The 21,789-nt window shown below is 61.2% G+C and carries 24 protein-coding genes and 2 pseudogenes; 17 read left to right on the top strand and 9 right to left on the bottom strand.

Annotated features, from left to right (window positions below):
• The first annotated feature begins 27 nt into the window (after positions 1 to 27).
• Positions 28 to 723: an ABC transporter ATP-binding protein gene (locus tag HUT07_RS18875; protein WP_176022197.1), complete on the top strand. Its 696-nt coding sequence runs from the start codon at positions 28 to 30 to the stop codon at positions 721 to 723.
• Positions 724 to 979: 256 nt separating this feature from the next.
• On the opposite strand, the pseudogene HUT07_RS18870 reads toward HUT07_RS18875, so the two are convergent.
• Positions 980 to 1,177 (bottom strand): annotated as a pseudogene (locus HUT07_RS18870) (ATP-binding protein); the annotation flags it as partial.
• On the opposite strand from HUT07_RS18870, the gene HUT07_RS18865 reads away from it, so the two are divergent.
• Positions 1,139 to 1,771 carry an RHS repeat-associated core domain-containing protein gene (locus HUT07_RS18865; protein ID WP_176022196.1) on the top strand — a complete coding sequence of 211 codons (633 nt, stop codon included), beginning with the start codon at positions 1,139 to 1,141 and terminating at the stop codon, positions 1,769 to 1,771. The pseudogene HUT07_RS18870 and the gene HUT07_RS18865 overlap by 39 nt on opposite strands.
• Before the next feature lie 544 nt (positions 1,772 to 2,315).
• Here HUT07_RS18865 and HUT07_RS18860 read toward each other — a convergent pair.
• Positions 2,316 to 2,591, bottom strand: a pseudogene (locus HUT07_RS18860) (magnesium chelatase domain-containing protein); the annotation flags it as partial.
• A 237-nt stretch (positions 2,592 to 2,828) separates the two neighbouring features.
• Between HUT07_RS18860 and HUT07_RS18855 the strand changes: the two are divergent.
• The 4 genes from HUT07_RS18855 to HUT07_RS18840 all read left to right on the top strand — a co-directional run bounded on the left by HUT07_RS18855 (position 2,829) and on the right by HUT07_RS18840 (position 5,269).
• Positions 2,829 to 3,386: a hypothetical protein gene (locus HUT07_RS18855; protein WP_176022194.1), complete on the top strand. Its 558-nt coding sequence runs from the start codon at positions 2,829 to 2,831 to the stop codon at positions 3,384 to 3,386.
• A 172-nt stretch (positions 3,387 to 3,558) separates the two neighbouring features.
• Complete coding sequence (locus HUT07_RS18850; RefSeq protein WP_176022193.1) at positions 3,559 to 4,005, top strand: Imm10 family immunity protein; 447 nt, start codon at positions 3,559 to 3,561, stop codon at positions 4,003 to 4,005.
• Positions 4,006 to 4,117: 112 nt separating this feature from the next.
• On the top strand, positions 4,118 to 4,456 hold the full coding sequence (locus HUT07_RS18845) for a hypothetical protein (protein ID WP_176022192.1): 339 nt from the start codon (positions 4,118 to 4,120) through the stop codon (positions 4,454 to 4,456).
• A gap of 147 nt (positions 4,457 to 4,603) precedes the next feature.
• On the top strand, positions 4,604 to 5,269 hold the full coding sequence (locus HUT07_RS18840; protein ID WP_176022191.1) for a hypothetical protein: 666 nt from the start codon (positions 4,604 to 4,606) through the stop codon (positions 5,267 to 5,269).
• Between the two features lie 119 nt (positions 5,270 to 5,388).
• Here the strand turns inward: HUT07_RS18840 and HUT07_RS18835 are convergent, their stop codons facing one another.
• On the bottom strand, positions 5,389 to 5,739 hold the full coding sequence (locus HUT07_RS18835) for a helix-turn-helix transcriptional regulator (protein ID WP_176022190.1): 351 nt from the start codon (positions 5,737 to 5,739) through the stop codon (positions 5,389 to 5,391).
• 313 nt (positions 5,740 to 6,052) lie between these two features.
• On the opposite strand from HUT07_RS18835, the gene HUT07_RS18830 reads away from it, so the two are divergent.
• Both HUT07_RS18830 and HUT07_RS18825 read left to right on the top strand, forming a co-directional pair.
• Positions 6,053 to 7,360: an ABC transporter permease gene (locus tag HUT07_RS18830; protein WP_176022189.1), complete on the top strand. Its 1,308-nt coding sequence runs from the start codon at positions 6,053 to 6,055 to the stop codon at positions 7,358 to 7,360.
• Positions 7,357 to 8,604, top strand: coding sequence for an FtsX-like permease family protein (locus HUT07_RS18825; protein ID WP_254898896.1), 1,248 nt, complete (start codon positions 7,357 to 7,359; stop codon positions 8,602 to 8,604). The genes HUT07_RS18830 and HUT07_RS18825 overlap by 4 nt, the downstream gene beginning before the upstream one ends.
• Positions 8,605 to 8,656: 52 nt before the next feature.
• Here HUT07_RS18825 and HUT07_RS18820 read toward each other — a convergent pair whose 3' ends face one another.
• Entirely contained in the window at positions 8,657 to 11,335 is a 2,679-nt protein-coding gene (locus HUT07_RS18820) for an XVIPCD domain-containing protein (RefSeq protein WP_176022188.1), read from the bottom strand.
• Positions 11,336 to 11,376: 41 nt separating this feature from the next.
• Entirely contained in the window at positions 11,377 to 12,039 is a 663-nt protein-coding gene (locus HUT07_RS18815; RefSeq protein ID WP_217706646.1) for a DUF1629 domain-containing protein, read from the bottom strand.
• A 537-nt stretch (positions 12,040 to 12,576) separates the two neighbouring features.
• On the opposite strand from HUT07_RS18815, the gene HUT07_RS18810 reads away from it, so the two are divergent.
• A complete protein-coding gene (locus HUT07_RS18810; protein WP_176022186.1) occupies positions 12,577 to 13,020 on the top strand; it encodes an Imm57 family immunity protein in 444 nt (147 codons plus the stop codon).
• A 504-nt stretch (positions 13,021 to 13,524) separates the two neighbouring features.
• Here the strand turns inward: HUT07_RS18810 and HUT07_RS18805 are convergent.
• The 3 genes from HUT07_RS18805 to HUT07_RS18795 all read right to left on the bottom strand — a co-directional run bounded on the left by HUT07_RS18805 (position 13,525) and on the right by HUT07_RS18795 (position 15,301).
• Positions 13,525 to 14,235: a hypothetical protein gene (locus tag HUT07_RS18805; RefSeq protein ID WP_176022185.1), complete on the bottom strand. Its 711-nt coding sequence runs from the start codon at positions 14,233 to 14,235 to the stop codon at positions 13,525 to 13,527.
• A gap of 219 nt (positions 14,236 to 14,454) precedes the next feature.
• Positions 14,455 to 14,940 (bottom strand): cold-shock protein, encoded by a 486-nt coding sequence (locus HUT07_RS18800; RefSeq protein ID WP_176022184.1) that lies wholly within the window; start codon positions 14,938 to 14,940, stop codon positions 14,455 to 14,457.
• Between the two features lie 4 nt (positions 14,941 to 14,944).
• Positions 14,945 to 15,301: a hypothetical protein gene (locus tag HUT07_RS18795; protein WP_176022183.1), complete on the bottom strand. Its 357-nt coding sequence runs from the start codon at positions 15,299 to 15,301 to the stop codon at positions 14,945 to 14,947.
• 630 nt (positions 15,302 to 15,931) lie between these two features.
• On the opposite strand from HUT07_RS18795, the gene HUT07_RS18790 reads away from it, so the two are divergent.
• The gene (locus HUT07_RS18790; RefSeq protein WP_176022182.1) at positions 15,932 to 16,534 is read left to right on the top strand and encodes a DUF998 domain-containing protein; all 603 of its coding nucleotides are present in this window, start codon (positions 15,932 to 15,934) and stop codon (positions 16,532 to 16,534) included.
• Between the two features lie 54 nt (positions 16,535 to 16,588).
• Positions 16,589 to 16,954, top strand: a complete 366-nt coding sequence (locus HUT07_RS18785; protein WP_176022181.1) for a hypothetical protein — start codon at positions 16,589 to 16,591, stop codon at positions 16,952 to 16,954.
• Positions 16,955 to 17,111: 157 nt separating this feature from the next.
• Here HUT07_RS18785 and HUT07_RS18780 read toward each other — a convergent pair whose 3' ends face one another.
• A complete protein-coding gene (locus HUT07_RS18780) occupies positions 17,112 to 18,020 on the bottom strand; it encodes an AraC family transcriptional regulator (RefSeq protein ID WP_176022180.1) in 909 nt (302 codons plus the stop codon).
• Positions 18,021 to 18,157: 137 nt separating this feature from the next.
• On the opposite strand from HUT07_RS18780, the gene HUT07_RS18775 reads away from it, so the two are divergent.
• From HUT07_RS18775 to HUT07_RS18750, 6 genes are all read left to right on the top strand, one after another.
• Entirely contained in the window at positions 18,158 to 18,901 is a 744-nt protein-coding gene (locus HUT07_RS18775) for an SDR family oxidoreductase (protein WP_176022179.1), read from the top strand.
• A gap of 19 nt (positions 18,902 to 18,920) precedes the next feature.
• Positions 18,921 to 19,325, top strand: a complete 405-nt coding sequence (locus HUT07_RS18770; protein ID WP_176022178.1) for a VOC family protein — start codon at positions 18,921 to 18,923, stop codon at positions 19,323 to 19,325.
• Positions 19,318 to 19,671 (top strand): nuclear transport factor 2 family protein, encoded by a 354-nt coding sequence (locus HUT07_RS18765; protein ID WP_176022177.1) that lies wholly within the window; start codon positions 19,318 to 19,320, stop codon positions 19,669 to 19,671. The genes HUT07_RS18770 and HUT07_RS18765 overlap by 8 nt, the downstream gene beginning before the upstream one ends.
• 18 nt (positions 19,672 to 19,689) lie before the next feature.
• On the top strand, positions 19,690 to 20,697 hold the full coding sequence (locus tag HUT07_RS18760) for a saccharopine dehydrogenase NADP-binding domain-containing protein (protein WP_176022176.1): 1,008 nt from the start codon (positions 19,690 to 19,692) through the stop codon (positions 20,695 to 20,697).
• Positions 20,698 to 20,708: 11 nt separating this feature from the next.
• Entirely contained in the window at positions 20,709 to 21,179 is a 471-nt protein-coding gene (locus HUT07_RS18755) for a nuclear transport factor 2 family protein (RefSeq protein WP_176022175.1), read from the top strand.
• Between the two features lie 171 nt (positions 21,180 to 21,350).
• On the top strand, positions 21,351 to 21,785 hold the full coding sequence (locus HUT07_RS18750; protein WP_176022174.1) for a DUF4279 domain-containing protein: 435 nt from the start codon (positions 21,351 to 21,353) through the stop codon (positions 21,783 to 21,785).
• Positions 21,786 to 21,789 lie beyond the last annotated feature (4 nt).

The following is a 21,789-nucleotide window of genomic DNA, read 5'->3' as shown; positions in this document are numbered from 1 at the left end:
GGGCGCATGAAGACACCAAGGTGCGACATGCTGAAGATGCAAGGACTCAGTAAAGTATTCCAGATTGAACAGGTGCAGACTCATGCACTCAGAGGCTTTGATCTACATGTGCGAGAGGGTGAGTTCGTCGCAGTCACTGGGCCATCCGGCTCGGGAAAGTCGACGTTTCTCAACATTGCAGGCCTGCTTGAGGAATATACGGCGGGTTCCTACGAGCTGGATGGCCAGGATGTGTCGCGTCTAGGCGATAGCCAGCGCAGCAGGATCAGAAACGAGAAGATCGGTTTCATCTTCCAGGGCTTCAATCTGATTCCAGATCTAACACTCTATGACAACATTGACGTTCCTCTGCGGTATCGGGGACTTGGCGCGAAGGACCGGCGGGAAAGGATTACTGGCGTTCTTGAGAGGGTCGGCCTTGGCTCCCGGGCCCAGCACCATCCAGGTGCCCTGTCCGGCGGTCAGCAGCAGCGGGCCGCAATTGCGCGGGCATTGGCTGGGACTCCCAGGCTGCTACTGGCAGACGAACCGACCGGTAACCTGGACACCGAGATGGCCCGTGGTGTCATGGAGCTGCTCCAAGAGATCAATACTGCCGGCGCGACAATCATCATGGTCACACATGATCAGCAGCTTGCACTTCGGGCCAGTCGGAACGTGCACATCGTTGATGGTCATCTTTCCGATCTGGTCAGGCCGGAAGGCGGCCTTGCTGCGGCCTAGCCAAGCCTTTGGTCGCCTCTGCAAATGCTAGCGAAGGCAATCTCGGGCTGCTCGCCGGGGAATCTGGACCAGGGCGCACTTGAGCACCCGAGATCCTTCAGGCGTGAGCGTCCACGCTCATGCGTAGTGCCTAGCGTTCTCGCAATGGCTATCAGTACCAACGATCTGATAACCGGGAAGCATCAATCAGACGCCGTAGATGGTCATGCAAGGTGGCCACACTCTGAGAAGGCCTTCTCATGGAAACGGGTGTGCACGGCCGCTGCCGCCAACGCCTCGGGCCCACCCCTTCGCCGCTGACCGAAGTGATGGCCGCCAACTGCAGGGCATCGATCTCTTCGGAATCCGGCAGCAGGCTGGGCAGGCGCGAGGCCAGCAGTGTCTTTCCGCAGCCGGGGCTGCCGATCAGCAGCAGATGATGGCCACCGGCCGCCGCCACTTCCATCAGGCGCCGGCCAATGATCCAGATGGCGATGGCGTAGCTTTTGAGCTCTCACTGCGTTTCCCGGGGCAGCAGGCGACGGATGCGAGTGGGTTGTTCTACAACTACCAGCGGGAGTACAACCCTGCGTTAGGGCGGTACTCACAGAGCGATCCTTTGGGGGTTGCCGGAGGCTTGGCGACGTACGCTTACGTTTTGGCGAACCCTGTGATTGACTTCGATAATTTAGGTCTGGCCCCTGCGTCTGGAGCAATGGCGGATTGTTTGGAAATGATACTCGGTGAATCTGTCTCCGGCGTTGATGTCAGGAACAAGACTGTCGTCAATAATGAGTTCGTTACGACTCGCAAGAATTCCATTAGGCTTCCGCCGAATTTGTCAATGGAAGAGTTCTTTGAGGATCAGAAGCTGGTTCTGCATGAGTATTATCATGTTATTCGCCAGTGGAACGCGGGGGCGCTTTCTCGAAGGGCATATGTTGCAGAGTTTATGAGGAATGGATCTGCGCAAGGGAATAAATTCGAAGGCGCTGCAACAGCATTTGCAGGTGCAAACGTGAGTGCATTCAATAAGTGCATAGCAAGCAAACAGGAGTGCCAGAAATGAAGTGTGCCGTGGCGGCCATTACGGGTTTGGCTTTGCTCTCTGGTTGTGCGACGTTCGGTGGTGACATGATCGTGCGCGTCTCGGGACGAGTGCCAGCAGGCCAGGGTGATGGTCGCAGTCTCGGTTGCGAGCTGAGCATGCTTGGGAAGAACGATAGCGTGGTTTCGTCGAAACCCGTTGGGGGCCTGTTCTCGGTGCCGATGATGGTTGTGGCTGGTCCAGAACCAGAGAACTACCACTTCATCGTTCAGTGCACGGACGGTCGAAGATTCGAATCCGACGTAGTTCAGATAAGTAGTCGGCGCTCATATGCTCGGGATATAGAACTGGGAGAGCTTCGGGAGCTGTGACTACAGGCACCTTGCGTGTATGCAGGACGCGGGCTACGGATGTCGATGACCGATACCTGAGATTTATGCCAAGCGCTTCTTCATGAGGTCACGCTGGTGGCCCGGCCGGTAGCATCCGAGCTGGGCAAATGCCTCGTAGCTATGGCGCGTGTAAAACCCCACGGCCTGTCAGTCGATGGTATCCAAGTGGGCGTAGCAATCGCAGCGGGCAACGCGCCGGACACCAGCCGTAGTTCGCCAGTCAGGCCAAGCTCGAAGTCGAAGTCGAAGTCGAAGTCGAAGTCGAAGTCGAAGTCGAAGCGCGCGCAGAGCAGGGCAGCACGCACGCGCTCGCGCGACTCACGCACGCTGGTCTCGGCCAAGCCGACGATCTGGGTGACGGGCAGACCACCGGAGAGATGCACCTCGATCCGCACCAATGGGGCATCGACCCCGGCGCGGGCACGGCTGTGGACCAGCGCCAGGCTCATGTGTGGTTTCCTGATGGAACGGGCTCCTGATGGTGTCAGCCCACCAAGGGTGGCAACCATCAGGGAAGTCAGGTGATACTCCTAGGGGTACTTCAGCTCTTCCTGACCCGATCAGGCTTCAGCGATCTGCTCGAGCCAGACACCACAGAGAGTGCACCTCGGAAACCCGTATCGTTGTCAGCGGATGACGCACGACTGTTCTGTGATCATCCCCTCCCATGGATAGACGAAGACGTCATGAAGACACGCATTTTCATCCTGATTGCGCTGGGCATGTTGCCTGCAGCCGTGGGCTTTGCTGCAGATATCTCTCGTGTGGACTTTGTATCGAAAGCATTCCGCGACGGCGATTTCATTCCTCACGTCTGCAGCGAACAGGATGTCGTGCGTCGATATGGCGATGGCGACAGGACCGTGGATGCCGCTGGGCTGATACAGCGCAGATACCTGGACCCAACTACCCGATTGGAGGTCCTGATTACCTCCAATCCTGATGTCGCTTCGAAGTACCGAACCGTCGACGAGATCCGCGTTTCTTCGATCAGCATGGGGCAACCTGCGGCAGGTAGAACCGAGAGCTTGCGGAAGCTGAAACTCAAGGGAGTTGCAATCGGTGACCCTGCTTCCAGGGCGGCTAGTGCAGCGCGCAGGTATGGTCAGATCCACACTGAGCAGGAAGCGCTGGGCACCTTCAATGTCGAGCGCATCTGTGGGTTCTCGGGCAGCGGATCGAGCATATGCTTCTACATCAAGGATGCAGAAGTCGTTGCAATGGCGCTGGGGTTCGGTCCCTGAGATCCCGCGTTATGCGGGGCGTGTTCTGTAGATCCATGCGTGCATGCGTTTGACGCGGCACTGGCTCGACAAGGCTACGCACCGCCACAAGCCAGGATGGCTCGTCAGGCTTCACCACCGGCAGACGCCTGCGGAGGAGCGCCGGGTTTCAAGGGTAACGCGTTGGCATCGCATGCTGGCGCGTGTGTTGCCACTGGCGGAGAACAAGGAGGATCAGGTCGTGTATGAGTTCACCGCAGAAGTGGTTTCCGTGGAGGAAGATGACTACTGCGTCATAGTTGGGTTGGCCGATAGCTCAACCGATCCGTCTCGCTACGTAATACTGCAGAACGCAAAGTCGTACGACAGTCATGATAGGGAGCTGGGCATGGATCATGCCCATATCGAGGTTGGTGGCGGCCTTGAGCCTTGCTATGGCGGATTGGTGGGCGTGCTTCTGCAAGGCATGGAGCTTGAGCTGCTTCTCTCAGACGTTGCGCAGAGGAAGCTTGGGATCAAAGGCGGGATAGCGGTGACACTGAACACGCTGGACGGCCGCGGCGCGCTGGAGGCGGCATTGGGTCAAATCTGTGCTTCGGAGAAGATTGCCTTCGCGCTGAGTACAACGGGAGCGGGCTGATTGTGTGATTGTGCAGCAAGGCCTGCGAGAGCCCGGCCGAGCAATGCCAAGGGCTCAACTGAACCGAGCCAGCTAACGCATCCTGATTCATCCGCAGAACCGAGGCATTGACATGAAGGCTGACGAGTTTGTATCCGCAATTCAGCGCTACGTGCTGGAGTCTGCCGTGGACGACACAATCTCCAACCTGGCGCGCCCACCAGGCCGGCGCGTCGCTTCAGACCTGTCCGTGCGGTCCGAATGGTTCAACAGCTTGTCCGAAGTGGAAGCGGACATGCTACGCGCGGTTGCCCGCGATGCAGCACGCTCGGCGGTCTTCGGATTCCTGGCAGTGCTTGATGGTGTCCGTGTCATCGATTCAGAGAAGGGAACGTTTGAGCTCTACCATGTGGGGCGGGAAAAGTACTTGTTGAATTCGTCTGGCATCGATCTGCACGACTTGCTTGAGTAGGCGTGGAGTGCGAGCACGGCGTCTTGTTGTGTGGCCGGAACCAGAGCGGGTAGCCACCTCCGTGAGGCACGTGGCAGGACGTTGAAGTTCGCAGTGGCCGTATGGCACCTGCGGAGAAAGACATAGGCGTTCACCAAAGGACATGGCGTGAATGTTTCGGCGGTCTACATCGATCTTGAGTACTACAGCTACGCTGTCCCGCTCCGGGTTCGCTACCAGCTCGCGTCCAACTACCTTTCTCTGTTCATTTCTGAATGGATGAAGGAGCGCGGGTTGGATCTAGGGCCATTCAACAGGTTCGTGTTTGTGGAAGGATCCCAGGTCGACATGCAAGTCGTGGGCGACAGGGCGCTTGCAGTGAGGATCTCAGAAACAGTACGTATCTCGGGATCACCGTTTGCTCCCGAACGGCAGCTCGTTCCCGTTGTGGAGATTCACAACTACTTTGTTGGCAGGTATCTGGAGGGTTTCAGGCGAGTCGATGACTACTTCGGGCTTTCGCTATCGGAGTCTCTTGCTGAGGCGATCACGTTGAATTTCTCGAAGAGCTACGCCTATGAGAAACCCATAGCTGGGTGCGGTAGAGGCAATGAGAAGCTCAAGCTCTTCCACAGGTACACCATGGATGCATACCAGCTGATTGCCGTGGAAAACCATGGGAAAGCTGATGGCTTGGCGTCTGAGTACATGCTGATGGAGTTGACCCCGGACCCGTTCAAGGTCAACTACCATGTCTCAAGTATTACGATTGACGGTCGACGCATTTTCATTGCCAACAGTACTGGCAGCGAAGTGGTCGTCAGAGAAGTGTAGGTCGACGTCGCACCTACGGAGCGACTGCCGCTGGCTGACATCCACCATTCGGACGCTCGATTCGACATCTGGGCCGGCGTTTGGAGACACGGACGATGGAAGTGCTGCATCTGCCTGCGCTAGATATATGTCTCTGCGCTCTCCATCAGCGCCACGACATGGAGCAAAAAGGGCGTCGGAAGGTGCTTCGACAGCGCCACCATCCTGGCCTCCAGATTTGAGCGCGTGCCACCGGCTTCACTGGACGGCTTCATGTCCTCACCCGCTGCAAGCCAGGACATGCTCACATTCATCACGCGTGCCATGTCCAGCAGGTGGTCGACCGTGGGTGAGAAGCCGTCCTCACGTTCCCAGTGCCCGACCGTAGCGCGGTTGACGCCCAATGCCTTGGCCAATTCGGTCTGCGACAAACCGCTGCTGACCCGGGCAAAGCGGATCCGAGCAGAAAGGGTGCCGACTTCCATATCCATATAGAGACTCTGATCTGCTGCACGACCCCGGTGAAGAGGCTGACTTTGAGTCTGCTCAGTTCTCAGGCCATAGTCAAACCGGGTTCACAGCGGGCCTTGGCGGGAGACGCACTGCACTGTGCTGTGCGCCACACAGCACAACATTTGCGTGAATGCAGGGCGTTTGCCTGTAATCGGTGATAGCAGTCGCGCTTCCGCCTGATGCATCTGCGGGAAGCCTGCGACAGGGCGCAGAACAGCACGGCGTGGATCTCGATTGAAACGGTGGACATGATCCCGTCTGCGGCCACCTTTCTGCATTAGAGAGACGTATATGTTCGGCTATTACTTTGGGCTGGCCCGCACAAGGCTTCTGGAAACCAAGGGGATGAGCGCCGCGCTGATCCTGGCGCTGGGGTTGGGCATCGGCGCAAGCATGACGATGCTGACTGTCGTGCGGACCATGACATGGGATCCACTGCCGGGGCGGAGCGAGCATCTCTATCACCCCTTCATCGACGCGCTCCCCACGTCCTACGACGTCAGGCCGGGCATGGACCCGCGCGTGGCCCTCACCTGGGTGGATGCGCAGAACCTGCTTCGGCAGGCCCCCGCCTCCCATCAGACCGCGCTGGCGTCTACCCGTCTGTTGGTAGATGCGCAGCGCAGCGTGCAGATTCCATTCTTCACGCAGGGGCAGTATGTCACTGCAGATGCGTTTGCCATGTTTGGCATCCCCATGGCGCAGGGCAGGGCGTGGACGCGTGAAGATGATGCCGTCCACGCCCGGGTTGTCGTGCTGAGCCAGGATCTGGCTGACCGTCTGGGCAGTGAAGGGCTGGTGGGAGCCACCGTCCGGCTTGGCGGCCAGGCATTCAGGGTGATGGGTGTTGCCGGTGCGTGGAGCCCGCGCCCCCGGTTCTATACGGACCTTCAACAGGATGTGTTCAAGGGGCGCGAAGACTTCTTCATCCCGATTGGTGTTGCCGCAGAAATGCAGATGGCGGTGTCCAGCAGCGTCTTCTCATGGAGCAGTGACAAACCCCTCAATCGCCTGCAGGACGCCCGCACATCATGGATCCAGTTCTGGGCCGAGTTGCCTGATGCGGCCAGTGTCGAGCAGTACGAGCGCTTCCTGGGCAACTACGCACGTACACAGCAGCAGGCCGGAAGGTTTGACAGGACAACCGCGCCGCGCATGGTGTCCTTGAAGGACTTCCTGGTCGAACATCGCATCATCCCCAACGAGGTGAAGCTGCAGCTGGCGCTGTGCCTGGGCTTCCTGATCGTCTGCCTGCTGAACATGAGTGCCCTGATCTTCGCCCGCTTCATCCGCCGGTCCCATGAAATATCGGTCCGTCGTGCGCTGGGTGCGCGCCGGCAGGACGTCATCCATCAGCTCTGCACTGAAGCACTGATCATCGGCGGCCTGGGCGGGGCGGTAGGGTTGATCGTTGCAGAGGCCGGCCTCTACCTTGTGCGGATGCAGCCGGAGGACTACGCCTCGCTGGCCAAAATGGATCTGAGCATGGCCGCTCTCACCGTGGGCCTGGCGTGTGTCTCCAGTGTCATCGCTGCGTTCTTTCCTGCGCTGCGCGCTACTTCAGGCCGTCTGGCCATGCAGATCAAGGCGTCAGAATGAGCATTGCAGAACTCCCCCTTGTCGTCCGCGCGCTGACCCGCAACCGCTTCATCGCATCCATCCTTCTGGTGCAGGTGCTGGTTGCCACCGCGTGCGTTACGAACCTCGCGTTTCTGCTATCCGAGCGGTTGGGCACGCTCACCTACAAGACGGGCCTGGAAGAGGCGAACCTGGGGGTCATCGAGACCGAGTACCTGGGGCCTGCAGCAGCCAACCCTGCAGCCTCGATCAGGACCGACCTTGAGGCCATCCGCCAGCAACCAGGCGTCGAGCAGGTAATCGCAGCCGAGTCGCTTCCGCTTGCCCAGCACAGCTGGTCGGCCGGGTTCACCAACAAGCCGCTTGAAGGCAATGACATTTCCGGCATTGTCGAGGCTGAGCCGACCGTCTATACGGCATCGTCGCCTGCGGCGAAGGTACTGGGTCTGACCCTTGTTGCTGGCCGTGACCTGTCTGTGGGAGCGTTCGTGCCGATGGAGGCCAGCGCCGACTATGCAGGGCTCTACAAGGCGAGCGAGACCGTTGTCTCGCAGGCACTGGCGGACAAGCTGTTTCCCGAGGGCGGCGCCGTCGGCAAGTTCCTGTATGCCGATGCGCAGCATCCCATCCAGGTGGTCGGCGTGGTCAAGACGCTTTCCCGGCCTGTTCTGAAGACCGATGCAGACAATGACATGTCACTCATTCTGCCGCTGATTCCTGACGGGCCTCGCGTGATGTTCGCCATCCGTGCCGCGGATGGGCGCGTGGCGGATGTGATTACGTCCAGTGAGGCCGCGTTGTCGCAGCGCGATGCGAACCGCACGATCTCCCGCAGCACCTCGTTCCGCGAGCTGCGCGCCGACTACTTCCGCCACGATCAGACCATGGCGATCATGTTCCTGAGCTCCGGGTTGGCGCTGTTGGTGGTAACCGCTACGGGCGTATACGGACTGGCCAGCTTCTGGGTCCGCAAGCGGTATCGACAGATCGGTATCCGGCGCGCACTGGGCGCCCGGAAATCCGACATCCTCCGGTACTTCCTGGTGGAGAACCTGATCCTCACCGCCACCGGGTCTGTGGTCGGTACCGCACTGGCCATCGGCCTGAACATGGCCGTGGCCCGGTACTACGAGGTGCCCAGGATCGAAGCGCCATTTCTCGCGATTGGCGTGCTGACCGTGCTTCTGTTGGGCCAGGCCGCAGCCTATGTTCCGGCGCGACGAGCAGCCAAGGAAGCCCCGGTAGCGATCCTGCGCAGCGCCTGACGCCGACGGGCCGGTCATTACGCTTCATGGAGCATGCATTGTCACGCTGCCATCAGCCCATCCGCGGCCCCTGCCGGCTCTGCTCCTGCTCCTGCGTCTGCGCTTGTGCCAGTTGCTGTGACCGCTCCTGGTCCTGAGCACCAAGGCTCCGGTTGGCCGCTGCATACTGCTGCTCCGGTGCGACGGCCAGCGCGTCCTGCGTCGGCATCTGCACCCGGTTGGCGGCGGGGTCTGATGACGCGCCCGGCCCCGAGCGCGTCACGAACAATGTGGTACCCGCAGCACGGGTTTCGGTGGCCTCATTCAACGCCATGTCTATTTTGTCGCCGGGCTTGAACCCGGCCTCTGCCGCAAGCCTGTAGGCAGAGGCCAGCAGGCGATCACTGCTCTGGTCCCACGGTTTGTTGTTCTTTTCATCCAGCATGGCCACCGACGAGCGCAACTGCCCCAGCAGCCCGGCGTCCTCCGGCCGTGGGGCTGTGCTGTGGTGTTGGCCGACTTCAGTTTTGTGCTGTGTAGCAGGCGAAGTGGTATGTGGCGACGGTGCGCTCGGAGGAGCGACTGCCGGTGGCTGTTCCTGCGGTGCAGTCGTGCGCTGCAGGTATGCCTGTGCAATCTCCGCCGGCGTGGTAACGGCAACGATCTGCATGCGCTCGTCATCTTTCCCGGCCAGTGTGGCCAGCGAGCCATCCTTCTGTACCTGCAGCATGAAAGTGCCGAAGCTGGGCACGGTGCGTGCGTGATCCTGGGCAACAGCAGCTACAGCGTCATCAATTTCTTCTGCGTTCCGCACAATGCCGGCGCTCTGGTAGGCGTCCACCACCTGGCGACGCAGGCCGTACTCGGTTGGCGTGGGATTGGCCCGGGCAATGTCCGCCATGGAAGCCAGCTCCTGCACACCGGCCTGCTGGCTCTGACGCGTGCGATTGAGCTCCTCGATGATGCTGCCTTCGGCCGGGTTGGTGCCATACACCCAGCCCGGGGTGTGCCACTGCCCGTTGGCATCCTGTGTGTACTTCTCGCCGTTCGAGGCGCGCAAGGGTTGCGTCTGGTTCTGCGCGTTGGTGATCACCTCCGGTACCGGCTCGATGCTGGCGAACTCGTGCCAGTTGTACTGGTTGAACGCCACCTGGTAACGGGCGGCGAGCGCCTCCGGCGTGTTTGCGGCGTTCTGGGCAATGATGCGCTGCGATTCCAGTTCCAGTTGGCCAGCCTTTTCCGGGCTGACGGACACGCTGTAGTCCAACGGGACGCGTCCATCAATCACTGCGTGGATGGAGAGGTTCCATTCGCCGTTGTTCGGGTTGCGCACGTAGTGGCGGTTGGTTTCGAACGGCTCGCGCGGGGGCGTTTTCTCTCCGCTTGCATCCAGCTTGAAGGGATTCTGCGGTTTGGGCAGGTTGGCCATGCCCAGCGAATAGGAGTCGTTGGCGGCTTTGTAGTTCAGCTCATCCACCAGCCGGCCACCGGCGAGCATCGTGGTCTCGCGGTAGCTTCCATCGGGTTGCGGCGTGCGCACGCTGCGGCTCCAGGTGCCCTTTGCATCCTCCGGGTCGCGGCTCCATTCGTTGCCGCTGCGGTCCACCTGGGTGTAGACGGCTTTCTTGTCCTGGTACTGGGCCCAGTACTCACCGGCAAAGCCACCGGCCACGCCGCCCAACAGCCCGGTAGCCAGCGCACCTGGCCCGGTCCACGAGCCGGTAACCACGCCGTACCCTGCGCCCAACAGGAAACCGCCGCCGAAGCCGCCCGCGGTACGCCCCACGAAGTGGGTGGCAGCAGATTTTGCGCCGGCGTCGTTGCCCTCGCTGCGCAACTCGGCCACGCGGTGGCCGGTGATGGCGAAGTCCACGGCCAGAGCGGCGACGCCCGCGGCACCGAGTACGCGGGCGCCGGTAATCTGTCCGCGCGCGGCGGCAGCCGCTTCGGCGGCACCTTCCGCAGCACCCGCTCGCCCTGCAGTGCCAGCCAGTTCCGGAGCTGTGGTTGCCGGGCCGGGGCGCACGATGGTCAGAGGCATTTCCGGGTTGAACGCAGTGCGCACGCGGACGGCGGTGTGCTCGCTCAACGGCAGGCGGCCGCCCTGGTTGGCCTCTTGAATGGCGGTGCCCAACGATGCGCGGCCACCCCAGCGCTCGCTCAGGGTGGAGTTGCCGGGTTCGTCGATGGCATCCAGCGCCAACCTCACGTTGGCTTCGGACTGGGTGACGCCGCGCCAGCGCAACTCGGACGGATTGAGCGTCTTCAGTTCCGCAATCTGCGTGGCGTGGGTGCGCTGGTAGCCGTCCAGATCAGAGAAGAAGGTGCGGACCTTGGCGTTGGCTTCCGCCGGGGTCATGTTCTCGGGCGTGTTGGTGACCAGGTCGCCGTTGATGATGCCGGCGCGAAGGGTATGTTCGAGGTTCTGGATGCGGGCACCCATACGCTCGGCCGCGGCGGCCCGCACATCCGGCGGCGTCTCCTTCGACAGCAGAGCGCGGCCATCGGATGTTTCCGCGAGGTCGTCGAGAACGAACTTCAGTTGATCCGAGTACGCACTCAACGGGCCGCCTGAGTGTGGCGAAATACTCAACCTGGTCGCCAGCGCAGGGTTCGCGGGCAGGTTGAGAATGTTGTCGGGGCCGTGGAGCGCGAAATGACCACTCCTGGCAAGCGACTTCAGCAGCTGGCTCTGTTCGAACGCAATCTGTTCGATCAGATGGTGTCCCTGAAAAACCGGTGTGTCGGCCATGCGCACCACCTCATTCAAGATTCCGTTTGAAAGAGCTCGTCTTAAATATCGGCTACATCGCGCAGCCGTACGCCGGAGAAGCTGGCCGCACTCAAAGCATCAAACATCGCGCGGTCGCAGATGGGCGGTGCTCCCATGCGATCCTGCCGGAAGATATGGGCATCTCCCACAACATCCTGTTTGAACACCAGGCTCGCTCCGCCGACGAGGCTGTAAAGCTTCTCGTCCTCGCCGGTCTGATAATTGTGGTCGAGCTTGATCTTCACGCGGGAAGCGGCTTCATCCAGGGCATCGAGCCTGCGCAGCACATTGCCCAGGTAGTACCGAGGGCCAGGGCTGCCGTCAGCAAGGCTGAAGTCGCAGGCCACAAATGCAAACGCCTCGGCGTCCACCTGCTCAAACAGCTGCTTCAACGGCTCCGACACAATCCATATGCCAGCGAGCTCTTCCAGGTCGCGTGGCATTCCGCCCTTCTCCGGCACATGAACCAGATGGGGGCGCTCCGGATACTGGTCTGGCGTTCCGTCAGGACGCGAGACGACATTCATCCCCGGGTCGAACAGCTTCTCTTCGTTGGCGATCTCTATGCCGGGAACCTTGCCGTTTCCCGGGACGCTGGCGTCGATCAGGAAAAATTCGCCCTTGTGAGATGCGGCTTCGGCTGAAACTTCAATGGGGGTCGATTCGGTCACGGGGGCTTCCATCATGGATGCGGGGGCAGGACGGGAAAGCTGTTGAGCCGATGCTAGCGGGGCTTCAGCGCAGCCACAAGTTCCACCGAAACGGTGCCGCGATACCCGATTTAGTGAATCTCGGGAAAATTCGGGACGGGGAAACCTGCCAACCGTGCGACAGCATGGCTGGCGATGCGGCTGACTCGGCCGTGGTCCCCTGCGTCGCAGTCGTGGGTTCCACTCGGGAAGCTCTTCCAAAAAAGCAGCGCGCCATGGAGCGCGAGCGGAGTTTCGCCGGAGCAGGGCGGGTTGCCGCCACCCGCCATCGCCGCCACGCTTGTTTCCATGTCCAGGATAAGAACGTTGCCGCATCAGCGGTGGGATCGGACCCTGAAATGCGGCACCATGCGCTTCACATCCTGCAGATCGTTCGTGCGTTTCTTCTTCCACGCCTCTGGTAAGCCAATGAAGGCTAAATTGCTCATTCCATGCCTCGTTCTATGCGTCGCGCTTGTAAGCTCGGCGTCGGCCCGTCCCATGGCCCAGAGACTTGCGGCGGACATCAGGATGGCAGAGCACGCCATTCTCGCCTCGTTGGCCGTGCATAAGAGTTCGGAACGCAGGTCACTGTGTTCGCAGAGCCCCTATGCATGCGCGGGGGCTGATGGCGCGGAACTTGGGCTCGCCCTTATAGGCGGCAGTAGCAGCCCTTCTGCCCCCAAACACTTGCTGGAACTCTCACGCTTCCGCATGGACGGGGCACTTTCAGAGGACTACAAATGCTACGTCGCTTCGCGAGGCGGCCCGGTGATTCAGGCTGCTGCGAAGCTGGATGCCAGGAAGCTGGCGGCGCAATGCCGCTCTGAACTGGAGGCATTCAAGAAGCGGGCGGCGGGAAATAGCTTCGACGTCACGCCGGAGAGCATGTGCAGCTCGGTCGCGGATATCCAGACGTTTCTGCGGGACGTTGGGACGCTGGTGAAGGGGGGCAATGACTGCGATGGTGTCTAGGTCTGGTGTTTGCTGGATCACCATGACACTCGCTCGCTCGCCCGGGCAGGCTTGCCCGCATCGTTCCAATCACCGCAATGCATACCGCCGCGGCGGCAAGAAGGAGTGACCGGCAATGCGATGCATTCGGATACCAGCCGTCCTCTTCCTCGTCCTGAGCCTGCTGGGGTGCAGGGACGAGGTGGAGAGTTCAACGTATCCCATGGGTCAGAGCGGAAAGACCTGCACTGCCTACAAGGGCTTTGATCGCCCCTCCCTGAAGTGGTTGTTGCCGAGCTTTCCAGACGGGGGTTGGATAGTCGCAGGTTGATTCATAAAACGGTCTGCGGTTCGATCACCAGCTGGGAGATCCTTCCTGCCGGGGCGTCGATCCATCGGATACCCCCGCCAGATGTGTATGTAAGCGTCCGGCTGAGGGAAGACGGCTCCGTTTCCGTGGCGAGCTCATGTCATGCGGAAGGTTGACCACCCCGGCATGCGATGCCGGAGTGGTCTGGAACATGCTCAGGGGCGGGGAATGGGTTGCTTGGACTTTGCGAACGTCTGATAGAGCGATGCGGCACGGGCATCGATTGCGGCCTGCTCAACTTGGGTCAGCCCTGGGAAACGAAGCTGCAGTTCATTTGCCGCTTTCGAATCGCCCAAAGTGTAGGCCACACGCAAGTATGCACCGGAGTCCACGACGTTCTTCAGTCCGGGCGTGTTCTGATACACGCTGGACATTCCGTAATAGCCATAGATGCTGCCACGGTTGATCGCATCAGTAATGTAGTCGATGCCTTCCTTTGTATCTCCCTCCGATGCCGCCCTTTCGCCATACAGGACCATGGCCGATAGCGAGCCGTCATCCGCCTGCCTCTTGAGCTGGCTGCGGGACAGCGCGGAGAATGCCTTCAGTTCATTTGCTGAGGGGTAGCCGTTATCCATCAGCCAATTAGCTTCCTCCCGATCTCTGGCGGCCAGAGGACTGATGGCGCAGCCAGGTTCATCAGCACATTGGTACTCCAACGTGGCAGGACGTTGATTGCCACCGGAGGAAATGGCAGTAGAAGCGCCGTCCTTTGCAGCATCAAGCTGATCAGCCACATTTTTGCTGGTGTCGGGTGCAGGCGCAGACACAGCCTCATGGTCGCCGCATCCCGCAGTGATCATCACCAACAGAGCTGGGGCGAGGATCAGAATTTTCCGTGCTTTCATCATCTTTCCGTCTTTCATAGTGGGCACTGATTCTGCTGGACCTGCGTCCACCACCGGGAGCAAGTGGCGTCCTTGGTAACCTCGTTGAACTTGACCGTCATCGAATTTGCCGGACTAAAGGCGTTGATGATTGGACTCCAAACCGTTGCGCTACTCAATCTCGGGGGACGTCGGCTCCACTCGGCAAGGTAGGGAGAACCAGAATTCGAACGGTGCATGCGGGCCGTCCCGGGCACCTCATGTCCCTGCCGACTCAAACAAGCACCGCTGCCCATCAGGTACCGCCCCATTGAAGCGCCCAAACCGCGCCTCAACCCACGATGGCCCAGCACTTTCCACCAGCAGCTGCCCCTGGCTCTGGTGAAGATCCAACCAACGCACGAAGCTGAGACGCAGGCGCTCGATATCCGGCGCCCGCCACAGTGCATCGGCAGGCATCCGGATCAGCACGCGTGAGGGGGCATTCTCCACGTCCATCACCAGAACGCCCTTGCACCGGATCTCGAAGGACGTTACACCGGCATAGCGCGTGTGCAGTTCAAAGCCCTCATCCTCTTTCGCGGTAACGAAGCCGAGTGCATCACTGTGCAGTAGCCGGTAATCGGCCGGGCGCAGCTTCTGGTAGGCCCACACCTGTTCGCCTGCCGGTTCGGGCCATCCGGCCCACATCGCACCGATCAGAACGATGCACGCCACCGCCGCTGCAGAACCGTACTTCTTCATGCGCTCACTCCCGTGGGCGCACCCGTTCGTGGATGAAGGCGGTAAGTGCGATATCGGCCATCACCAGCCCTTCCATCACCCGGTCGCCCACGTACTGGTCGGGCTCACCGTTCTGGCGCGTGCGCTCGGCGGCCAGCAGGAGCTCCTGCACGATGCGCTGGCCCGTCAACGCGCAGTCGGCGTCGGACAACTGCATCTGCCGGCTGCGCAGGTGATGGCGTTCGGGCCACGGCTGGCCATCGGCCGCAGCGCCGGCGCCGATGCTGCGCAGGATGGCGATGAGGCTGTTGGGGTCCAAAGCAGGGGCGGACGAGGGCGCTTCCTGGATGGGGCGCGGGGGAGGGGAGTGCGGCGTGGTCATGGCAGGCTCCGTGCAAGCAGGCAGAAGCCGCCACCGATAAAGGTGGCGGACGATGCGTGGCTCGAAAACCGGATCACTAGACAATGCCGGCGGGTACAAGACCCCCACGCACCGCCCGCCATAGCCGGCAGACGGATTGCCAGCCGGCACCGCGCGTGGCGGCACCGGCTGGCAAGCGTAAACAACGTCTAGTGAATCGGGTTTTCGACGCCCGGCCACCCGTTGTCGGTGGCTCTACCAGAGTTGCCTGATGTTGTTGGGAAAGCCAAGGGGTTGGGGTCAATGCCGCCAAAGCCCGAGACGTTTTTGGCATTGTGGCATAGCGCGGAAAGGGGCGAGCGCCTTGCTGTGCTAGGAAAACGGCACTTCTGGAATGGAGTCGTCAGAACCTTCCGGCAGGGACGCAGGATGCGGCAAATGCGACAGCATCGGTCCGACGGCGGTTGATGGGTACCGCGTACTTCGCGTTCAAGCGTGAGTGACTTTCTGCCTATTGACCCCCACAGGGCGCCACGCACATTCTGACTACAGATGTAGTCACGCAGGGCTGTGCTGCCTACAACGGGAAGGTTCTGCAGTACTTGAACGGATTCCACCCACTGGCGCAGGCCAAAACAAGGACCACTGTACGTGTTACGCCGCAACCGACTTCTTCTCTCCGCGGGTCTGGTCCCGCTTCCGTGGTTCCTGTTCTGGACCAGCGTTGCCGCCCTGTTCGCGCCGGGCTACAACCCGCTTGCGCAGCACGCCAGCGAGCTGCTGCAGGCGCCAACGCTTGCAAGCATCTGCGGCAGGATCGCCGCCATCGGCTCCGGTGTGGGCTTCGTGGCCTTCTCCATCGGGGTGTGGCGGGAGTCCGGTCGTCGCATTGCCGTAGGTGCGATCTGCTGGATGATCTTTGGCGTCTCGATGCTGACCAACGGGCTCTGGCCGATGGGTCATCCGATGCACGGCTTCTACACCATCGGCATCGCCAACATCATTGCACCGGCGATGTCGCATATCGAGTTGAGTGCGTGGTCCGCCAACCGAAGGGCGTACGCCGTGACCGCAGTGGTGAGCATCGCGAGCATCATCTATCTCTGGTTGAACGTGGTGGGAGCGGATCCGGAAGGGTTCAGGGGGCTGACCCAGCGCGTGTTCTCGTCGATCAACTCGCTGTGGCCGTTCCTGGTGGCGCTGTACCTGCTGCGAAGGGATTCAAGCGCGCTGAAGGCGGAGCCTACGCATTGATGGCAGGCATGCAGTTACACGGACGGCTGTTGAGCAGGTGGCGTTGAGATGGGGATGAGGATCTTTCGCCGCCAGCTGATTTACGTTCAAGTGCGCCAGGACCACTTCATTGCGCGCGTGGTGGGTGGAGACAGAACCGTTCGTCGCCAGTGCCATGCACTTGGCAATCGCGCGGGGGCGATCAGGGACTTCTCCACCATCCAGCCTAAGCTGAAGGAAGTCTTCTCGGAACTCCTGCCTGGGTTCTCATTCTTCAAGCCGTGGGCGCTTCTGCACTTTGACCCGGTTGAGTATCCGATCACGAAGGAAGAGCTGGCTGGGTTCCAGAAGGCTGCGATGCACAGTGGGGTGAGCTTCTGCTTTCTCTCTACGTGGGAGCAGCGGCATGAGGACAAGGACTTGCTGGGCATGTTCAAGTAGGTACCGGCCCGTCACTTCGTTCTAGGCCAAGCCGATTCGCGTCTTGACCTGTACAAGGCACTGCGAGTGTCCGCTCCTGGTCGAAAGCGGACACCCCAATAGCAAGCGCAGCAAGTCTACGGAAGCCGGCCCCACGCATCTCCACCGTGGGGAGCAATTACTCCGGCAACTGCATGCGCCGGCTGGCCAGCATCCGTGCCATATCCTGCGAAGGCGGTAATCCAAACGCGCGTGCATATTCGCGGCTGAACTGTGTGGGGCTTTCATAGCCGACTTCCATCGCTGTCGTCGTAACGCCTTTGCCATGGGTCGCCAGCATCTGACGCGCCCGCAGCAGGCGCAGTTGCTTCTGGTATTGCAGGGGGCTGAGCGCCGTCGCTGCCTTGAAGTGCCGGTGGAACGCCGACTCGCTCATGGCCACCTGTCGGGCGAGCGAGGCAACGCGCAACGGTTTTGAAAAGTCATGGCGGATGCGCTGGATGGCGCTACTGATGCGGGCCAGCGCCGAATCTGGCGTAGCCAGCTGGCGCAACATGCAGCCATGCGGCCCCTGCAGCACGCGGTAAAGGATTTCACGCTCGTATACCGGAGCCAGTGCCGGGATGTCGGAGCGCTGTTCCATCAGACGCAGCATCCTCACCCACGCGTCCATCAGCTCGGGGGTTACCGCAGCCACATTGAAAGCCTCGGTCTGCGATGAAGGCACGCCGCGTCCGCTGGCCTCATCGGTGGTGTCGCAGAGGAGCGTGGAAATGATGTCTGCGTCCAGGGTGAGACTCACGGCCAGGTAAGGCTCGCCCGTAGGCGTCGGATGCACCGCGCCGACGGCCGGCAGGTCCACCGACATGATGAAGTAGGTCGCCGGGTCGTAGTGGAGGGTCTTCTCGCCCACCGTCATCGACTTGCTGCCCTGCAGGATCAGGTTGATCATCGGCTCGTACACGGCGGCCAGCGCATGCTCGGGGATCTCGCCCTGGACCATGGCCACGCGGGGAATCCCGGTTTCAGTCCGGCGATTCTCGGCATTTGCCGCCAAGCGGCGAAGCTCTTGCAGGGCGTTGTCCATGCTGGCATTGGACACCCCTGGAATATGCCTGGCAAGGATAAAAGCAGGAATAGGCAAGAATCGGCGAGGATCAGAACGGCGCCACTCGGTGCTCAGGCCTAGCCTGTGCATCAACATTCATCGCACAGGATCGCTGCATGAAACACGTACTGATCACCGGCGGCAGCCGTGGCATCGGCGCCAGTGTCGCCCTCAACTGCGCGCAGCAAGGCATGGGTGTCGTTCTCACCTACAACGCCCAGCCGGACGCTGCCCAGCAGGTCGTGGCGCGCATACAGGAAAAGGGTGGCAGCGCCGTTGCTCTGCAGCTGGACCTGGGCAGGACCGACAGCTTCGCGTCATTCGCTACGCAGCTGGCGCAGACGCTGCAGGACACCTGGGGCGCAAACACACTTGCGGGTCTGGTCAACAACGCCGGCTTCGGGGTGTTCAATCCAATCGAGACGGTGAGTGAGGACCAGTTCGACAGCCTGTACAACGTGCATCTGAAGGGCCCGTTCTTTCTCACCCAGGCCTTGCTGCCTCTGCTGGCCATGGGTGCGAGCATCGTCAACATCACCAGCGCCACCACGCGTGTGGCAACCGCAGGGGTGGCGCCGTATGCCGCCTTCAAGGGCGGACTGGAAGTGCTCACCCGCTACATGGCCAAGGAGTTCGGCGAACGGCGCATTCGCGTGAATGCGGTGGCGCCGGGCGCGATCCGTACCGAACTGGGCGGCGGCCTGAATGACGAATTCGAAGCATTGCTGGCTTCACAAACTGCACTGGGCAGGGTGGGGGAGCCCGACGATGTCGGCCGCGTCGTAGCCGGGCTTCTAGGGGATGGCTACGGCTGGGTAAATGCACAGACCCTGGAAGTGGCCGGCGGCTACATCATCTGAACTTCAACGGGAGACAGACATGTTGGACCATCTCTTTCTGACGGTGACAGACACCACGCGGTCGATCGCCTTCTACACTGCCGCGCTGGCGCCGCTGGGCATTGTCAATCGGCTCGACTACGACGGTCACCAGGGTCCGCCTGGGCACCCTGACCTGAAGGGCTTCGGTGCGCGTGGGCGAGTGTTCTTCTGGCTGAGGCAGGGAGTGGCCGCAGCGCAGGCCATGCACGTCGGCTTCGTTGCCGACTCGACCGCCATGGTCGACGCCGCCTACGCCGCAGCTATCGCTGCAGGTGCTACGGAAATTCATCCCCCAGGCGCGCAGCTGCACTACGATCCGCGCTACTACGCCGCGCAGGTACGTGATCCGGACGGCTACAGCCTCGAGTTCGTCTACAAGAGCTGGCAGCACGGTCATGAGTGAGGCTGCGGAGCTGCTGCCGTTGGAAGCCACCGTGAAAGCCCTCATTGCCGCGACCAATGCCTTCGATGTGCAGGCGGGCCTCGCGTTGTTCACCGCAACCGCCGTGATCGATGACCCCTCGACCGGTCACACGTTCCGCGGACGCGCCGGCGTTCAGGACTACCTGGAACGGTACTTCGTCGGCTACCACACGGTCACCCATCTGCTCTCGGTAACGGCATTGGGAAGGACCCGCATTCGCGCCCGTGTCGACTTCACCGGTGACTTCGGACATGAGATCGGTCTGCTTGACCTTGCCGTGGATACGCACGGCAGGATTTCCCGCATTGATGCCGCACTTGAGTAGAGCGGCGAGGAACACACCATGAGCAAACTGATGATCTACGGTGCCCCCGGCTACACCGGGCGCATGGCAGCGGCACGCGCAAAGGAGGCCGGGCTGGAAGTGGTCCTGGCGGGCCGCGACGAGGAACAGTTGCGTGCCTTGGCGACCGTGCTGTGCGTCGAGTACCGCGTATTTTCCCTGGATGCGGCGACCGATGTGGAGCGCGGGCTGCACGGAATTACCGTGCTGCTCAACTGTGCCGGCCCGTTCGTGCATACAGCTGCGCCGCTGATGGCGGCATGCCTGCGTACCGGTGCCCACTATCTGGATATCGCCGCCGAGCTGGTCAGCTATGAGCTCGCTGCAGCGTTGGACCAGGACGCAGTGAAAGCAGGCGTGATGTTGATGCCGGGAAGCGGGGGCAGCGTGGCGATGCTGGGTAGCCTTGCCGCGCGCGCGATGGAACAGGTTGAGCGGCCGACATCGTTGGGTATCGCGCTGCACGTCTCCGGTGCGATGTCCCGGGGTTCGGCAATCAGTGCCATCCAGCAGATCACCGCGCAATGCCTGATGCGCAGGGGCGGTGAGCTTGTTGGTCGTGACCCGGGCGAGCTGCGTGACTTTGATTTTGGCAACGGTGCGTCCAGCTGTTTCCCGGTGACCCTACCTGATCTGATCACCATTGCCCGCCAAAGCGGCGTGGCCGATATCGAAACCTACGTGCACGTGTCCGGAACCGCATTCCCCGAGGGGGGAATTGAAGCATTGCCAGACGGCCCCACCGACCAGGAGCGCGCCGACAACCGCTACCACGCAGCAGTGGAAGTCATGGATGCCGACGGATCGACCGCCCATGCCGTGCTGGATACCGTGAACGGATACACCTTCACCCCTCTGGCAGCGATAGAGGCCGCGCGCCGTGTGCTGGCGGGTGGGATGCGTGCGGGATTCCAGACGCCGGTCGACATCTTTGGCAGTGGCTTTGCCGAATCCATCGCCGACACCCGCATCACTCTGCAGGGCGCGCGAGTGGCCCTCACACTCTAAGGAGTCTTGAAATGTCAGTTCCCAACGCTACCGAGCACCTTGCCAGCGACAAGCAATCCGTTCTGGAAGCGCTCTACCGTTTTGCCGCAGGCATCGACCTGCGCGATCGCGCTCTGCTCGCGTCTGCGTTCGCCGAGAACGCGATCTCCGATTTCCGCCCAGCGGCCGCCAAAGCCGGGTTCGAGTACCCGGTCCTGCAAGGCCGGGACATCATCGTTGAAGCACTGGCGAGCTCGCTCAGCCAGGTTGATACAACCCACTCCATCAGCAACCCTCGCGTGATGATTGATGGGGACGGTGCCAGCGTAGACATGCTGGTGGAGGCCCAGCATGTATCCCGCGACGACCCAGGCAGCCACTACCTGATGAAGAATCGCTACGACGTTGCGCTTTCCCGGAGGGGCGATGTGTGGGTGATCGAGCAGGTGACTGTAGACAACGTCTGGCGTACCGGGAGCCCGCGCGTACTCGGGTTGGTCTGATGTGAGACTGGCTTGCGGCTGCGAATGGGCTCGGTTGGTCGGCCGTGGGCAATACAATGCAGGACGTAGCTTCGCACGGGGGCGGTGGCGCGATGACCGCTTTTGGCCGTTAGCTGACATCGAAGAGGCTTGCAGAATGAAAGGGATTCCCATAGGCGAAACTGAGGTCAAATGGCAGCATTCGATCATTCCCAGGTAACCCTCCGCTTCTTCGGGGACGACCTCCTGCCAGACGAAGTCAGTGCCTTGCTCGGCGCGACTCCAACCGCTTCGCATCACAAGGGCCAGGAACTGAAGGGCAGCCAATCCGGCGCCGTGCGTGTCGCCAGGACCGGAAGCTGGCGACTTGATGCGGAGCGTCGTGAGCCTGAGGATCTGGAAGCTCAGATCTTCGAGATCCTCGATCAACTCACCGGAGATCTCGCCATATGGGCGTCACTTGCACGGTTCCGGCCTGACCTGTTCTGCGGTCTTTTCATGGGCAGCAGCAATGATGGTGTATCGCTCTCGCCTCGTGTTTTGCTCGCCTTGGGGCAGCGCGGGATTGAGCTAGGGCTGGACATCTATGATGCCGGGGAAGACGTGCGCAACGCCCAACGTCAATAGCTCA

Source organism: Stenotrophomonas sp. NA06056 (genome assembly GCF_013364355.1).
Classification (GTDB): domain Bacteria; phylum Pseudomonadota; class Gammaproteobacteria; order Xanthomonadales; family Xanthomonadaceae; genus Stenotrophomonas.
Note: the sequence above shows the minus strand (reverse complement) of the source record. Positions and strands in the feature narration are given on the sequence as shown.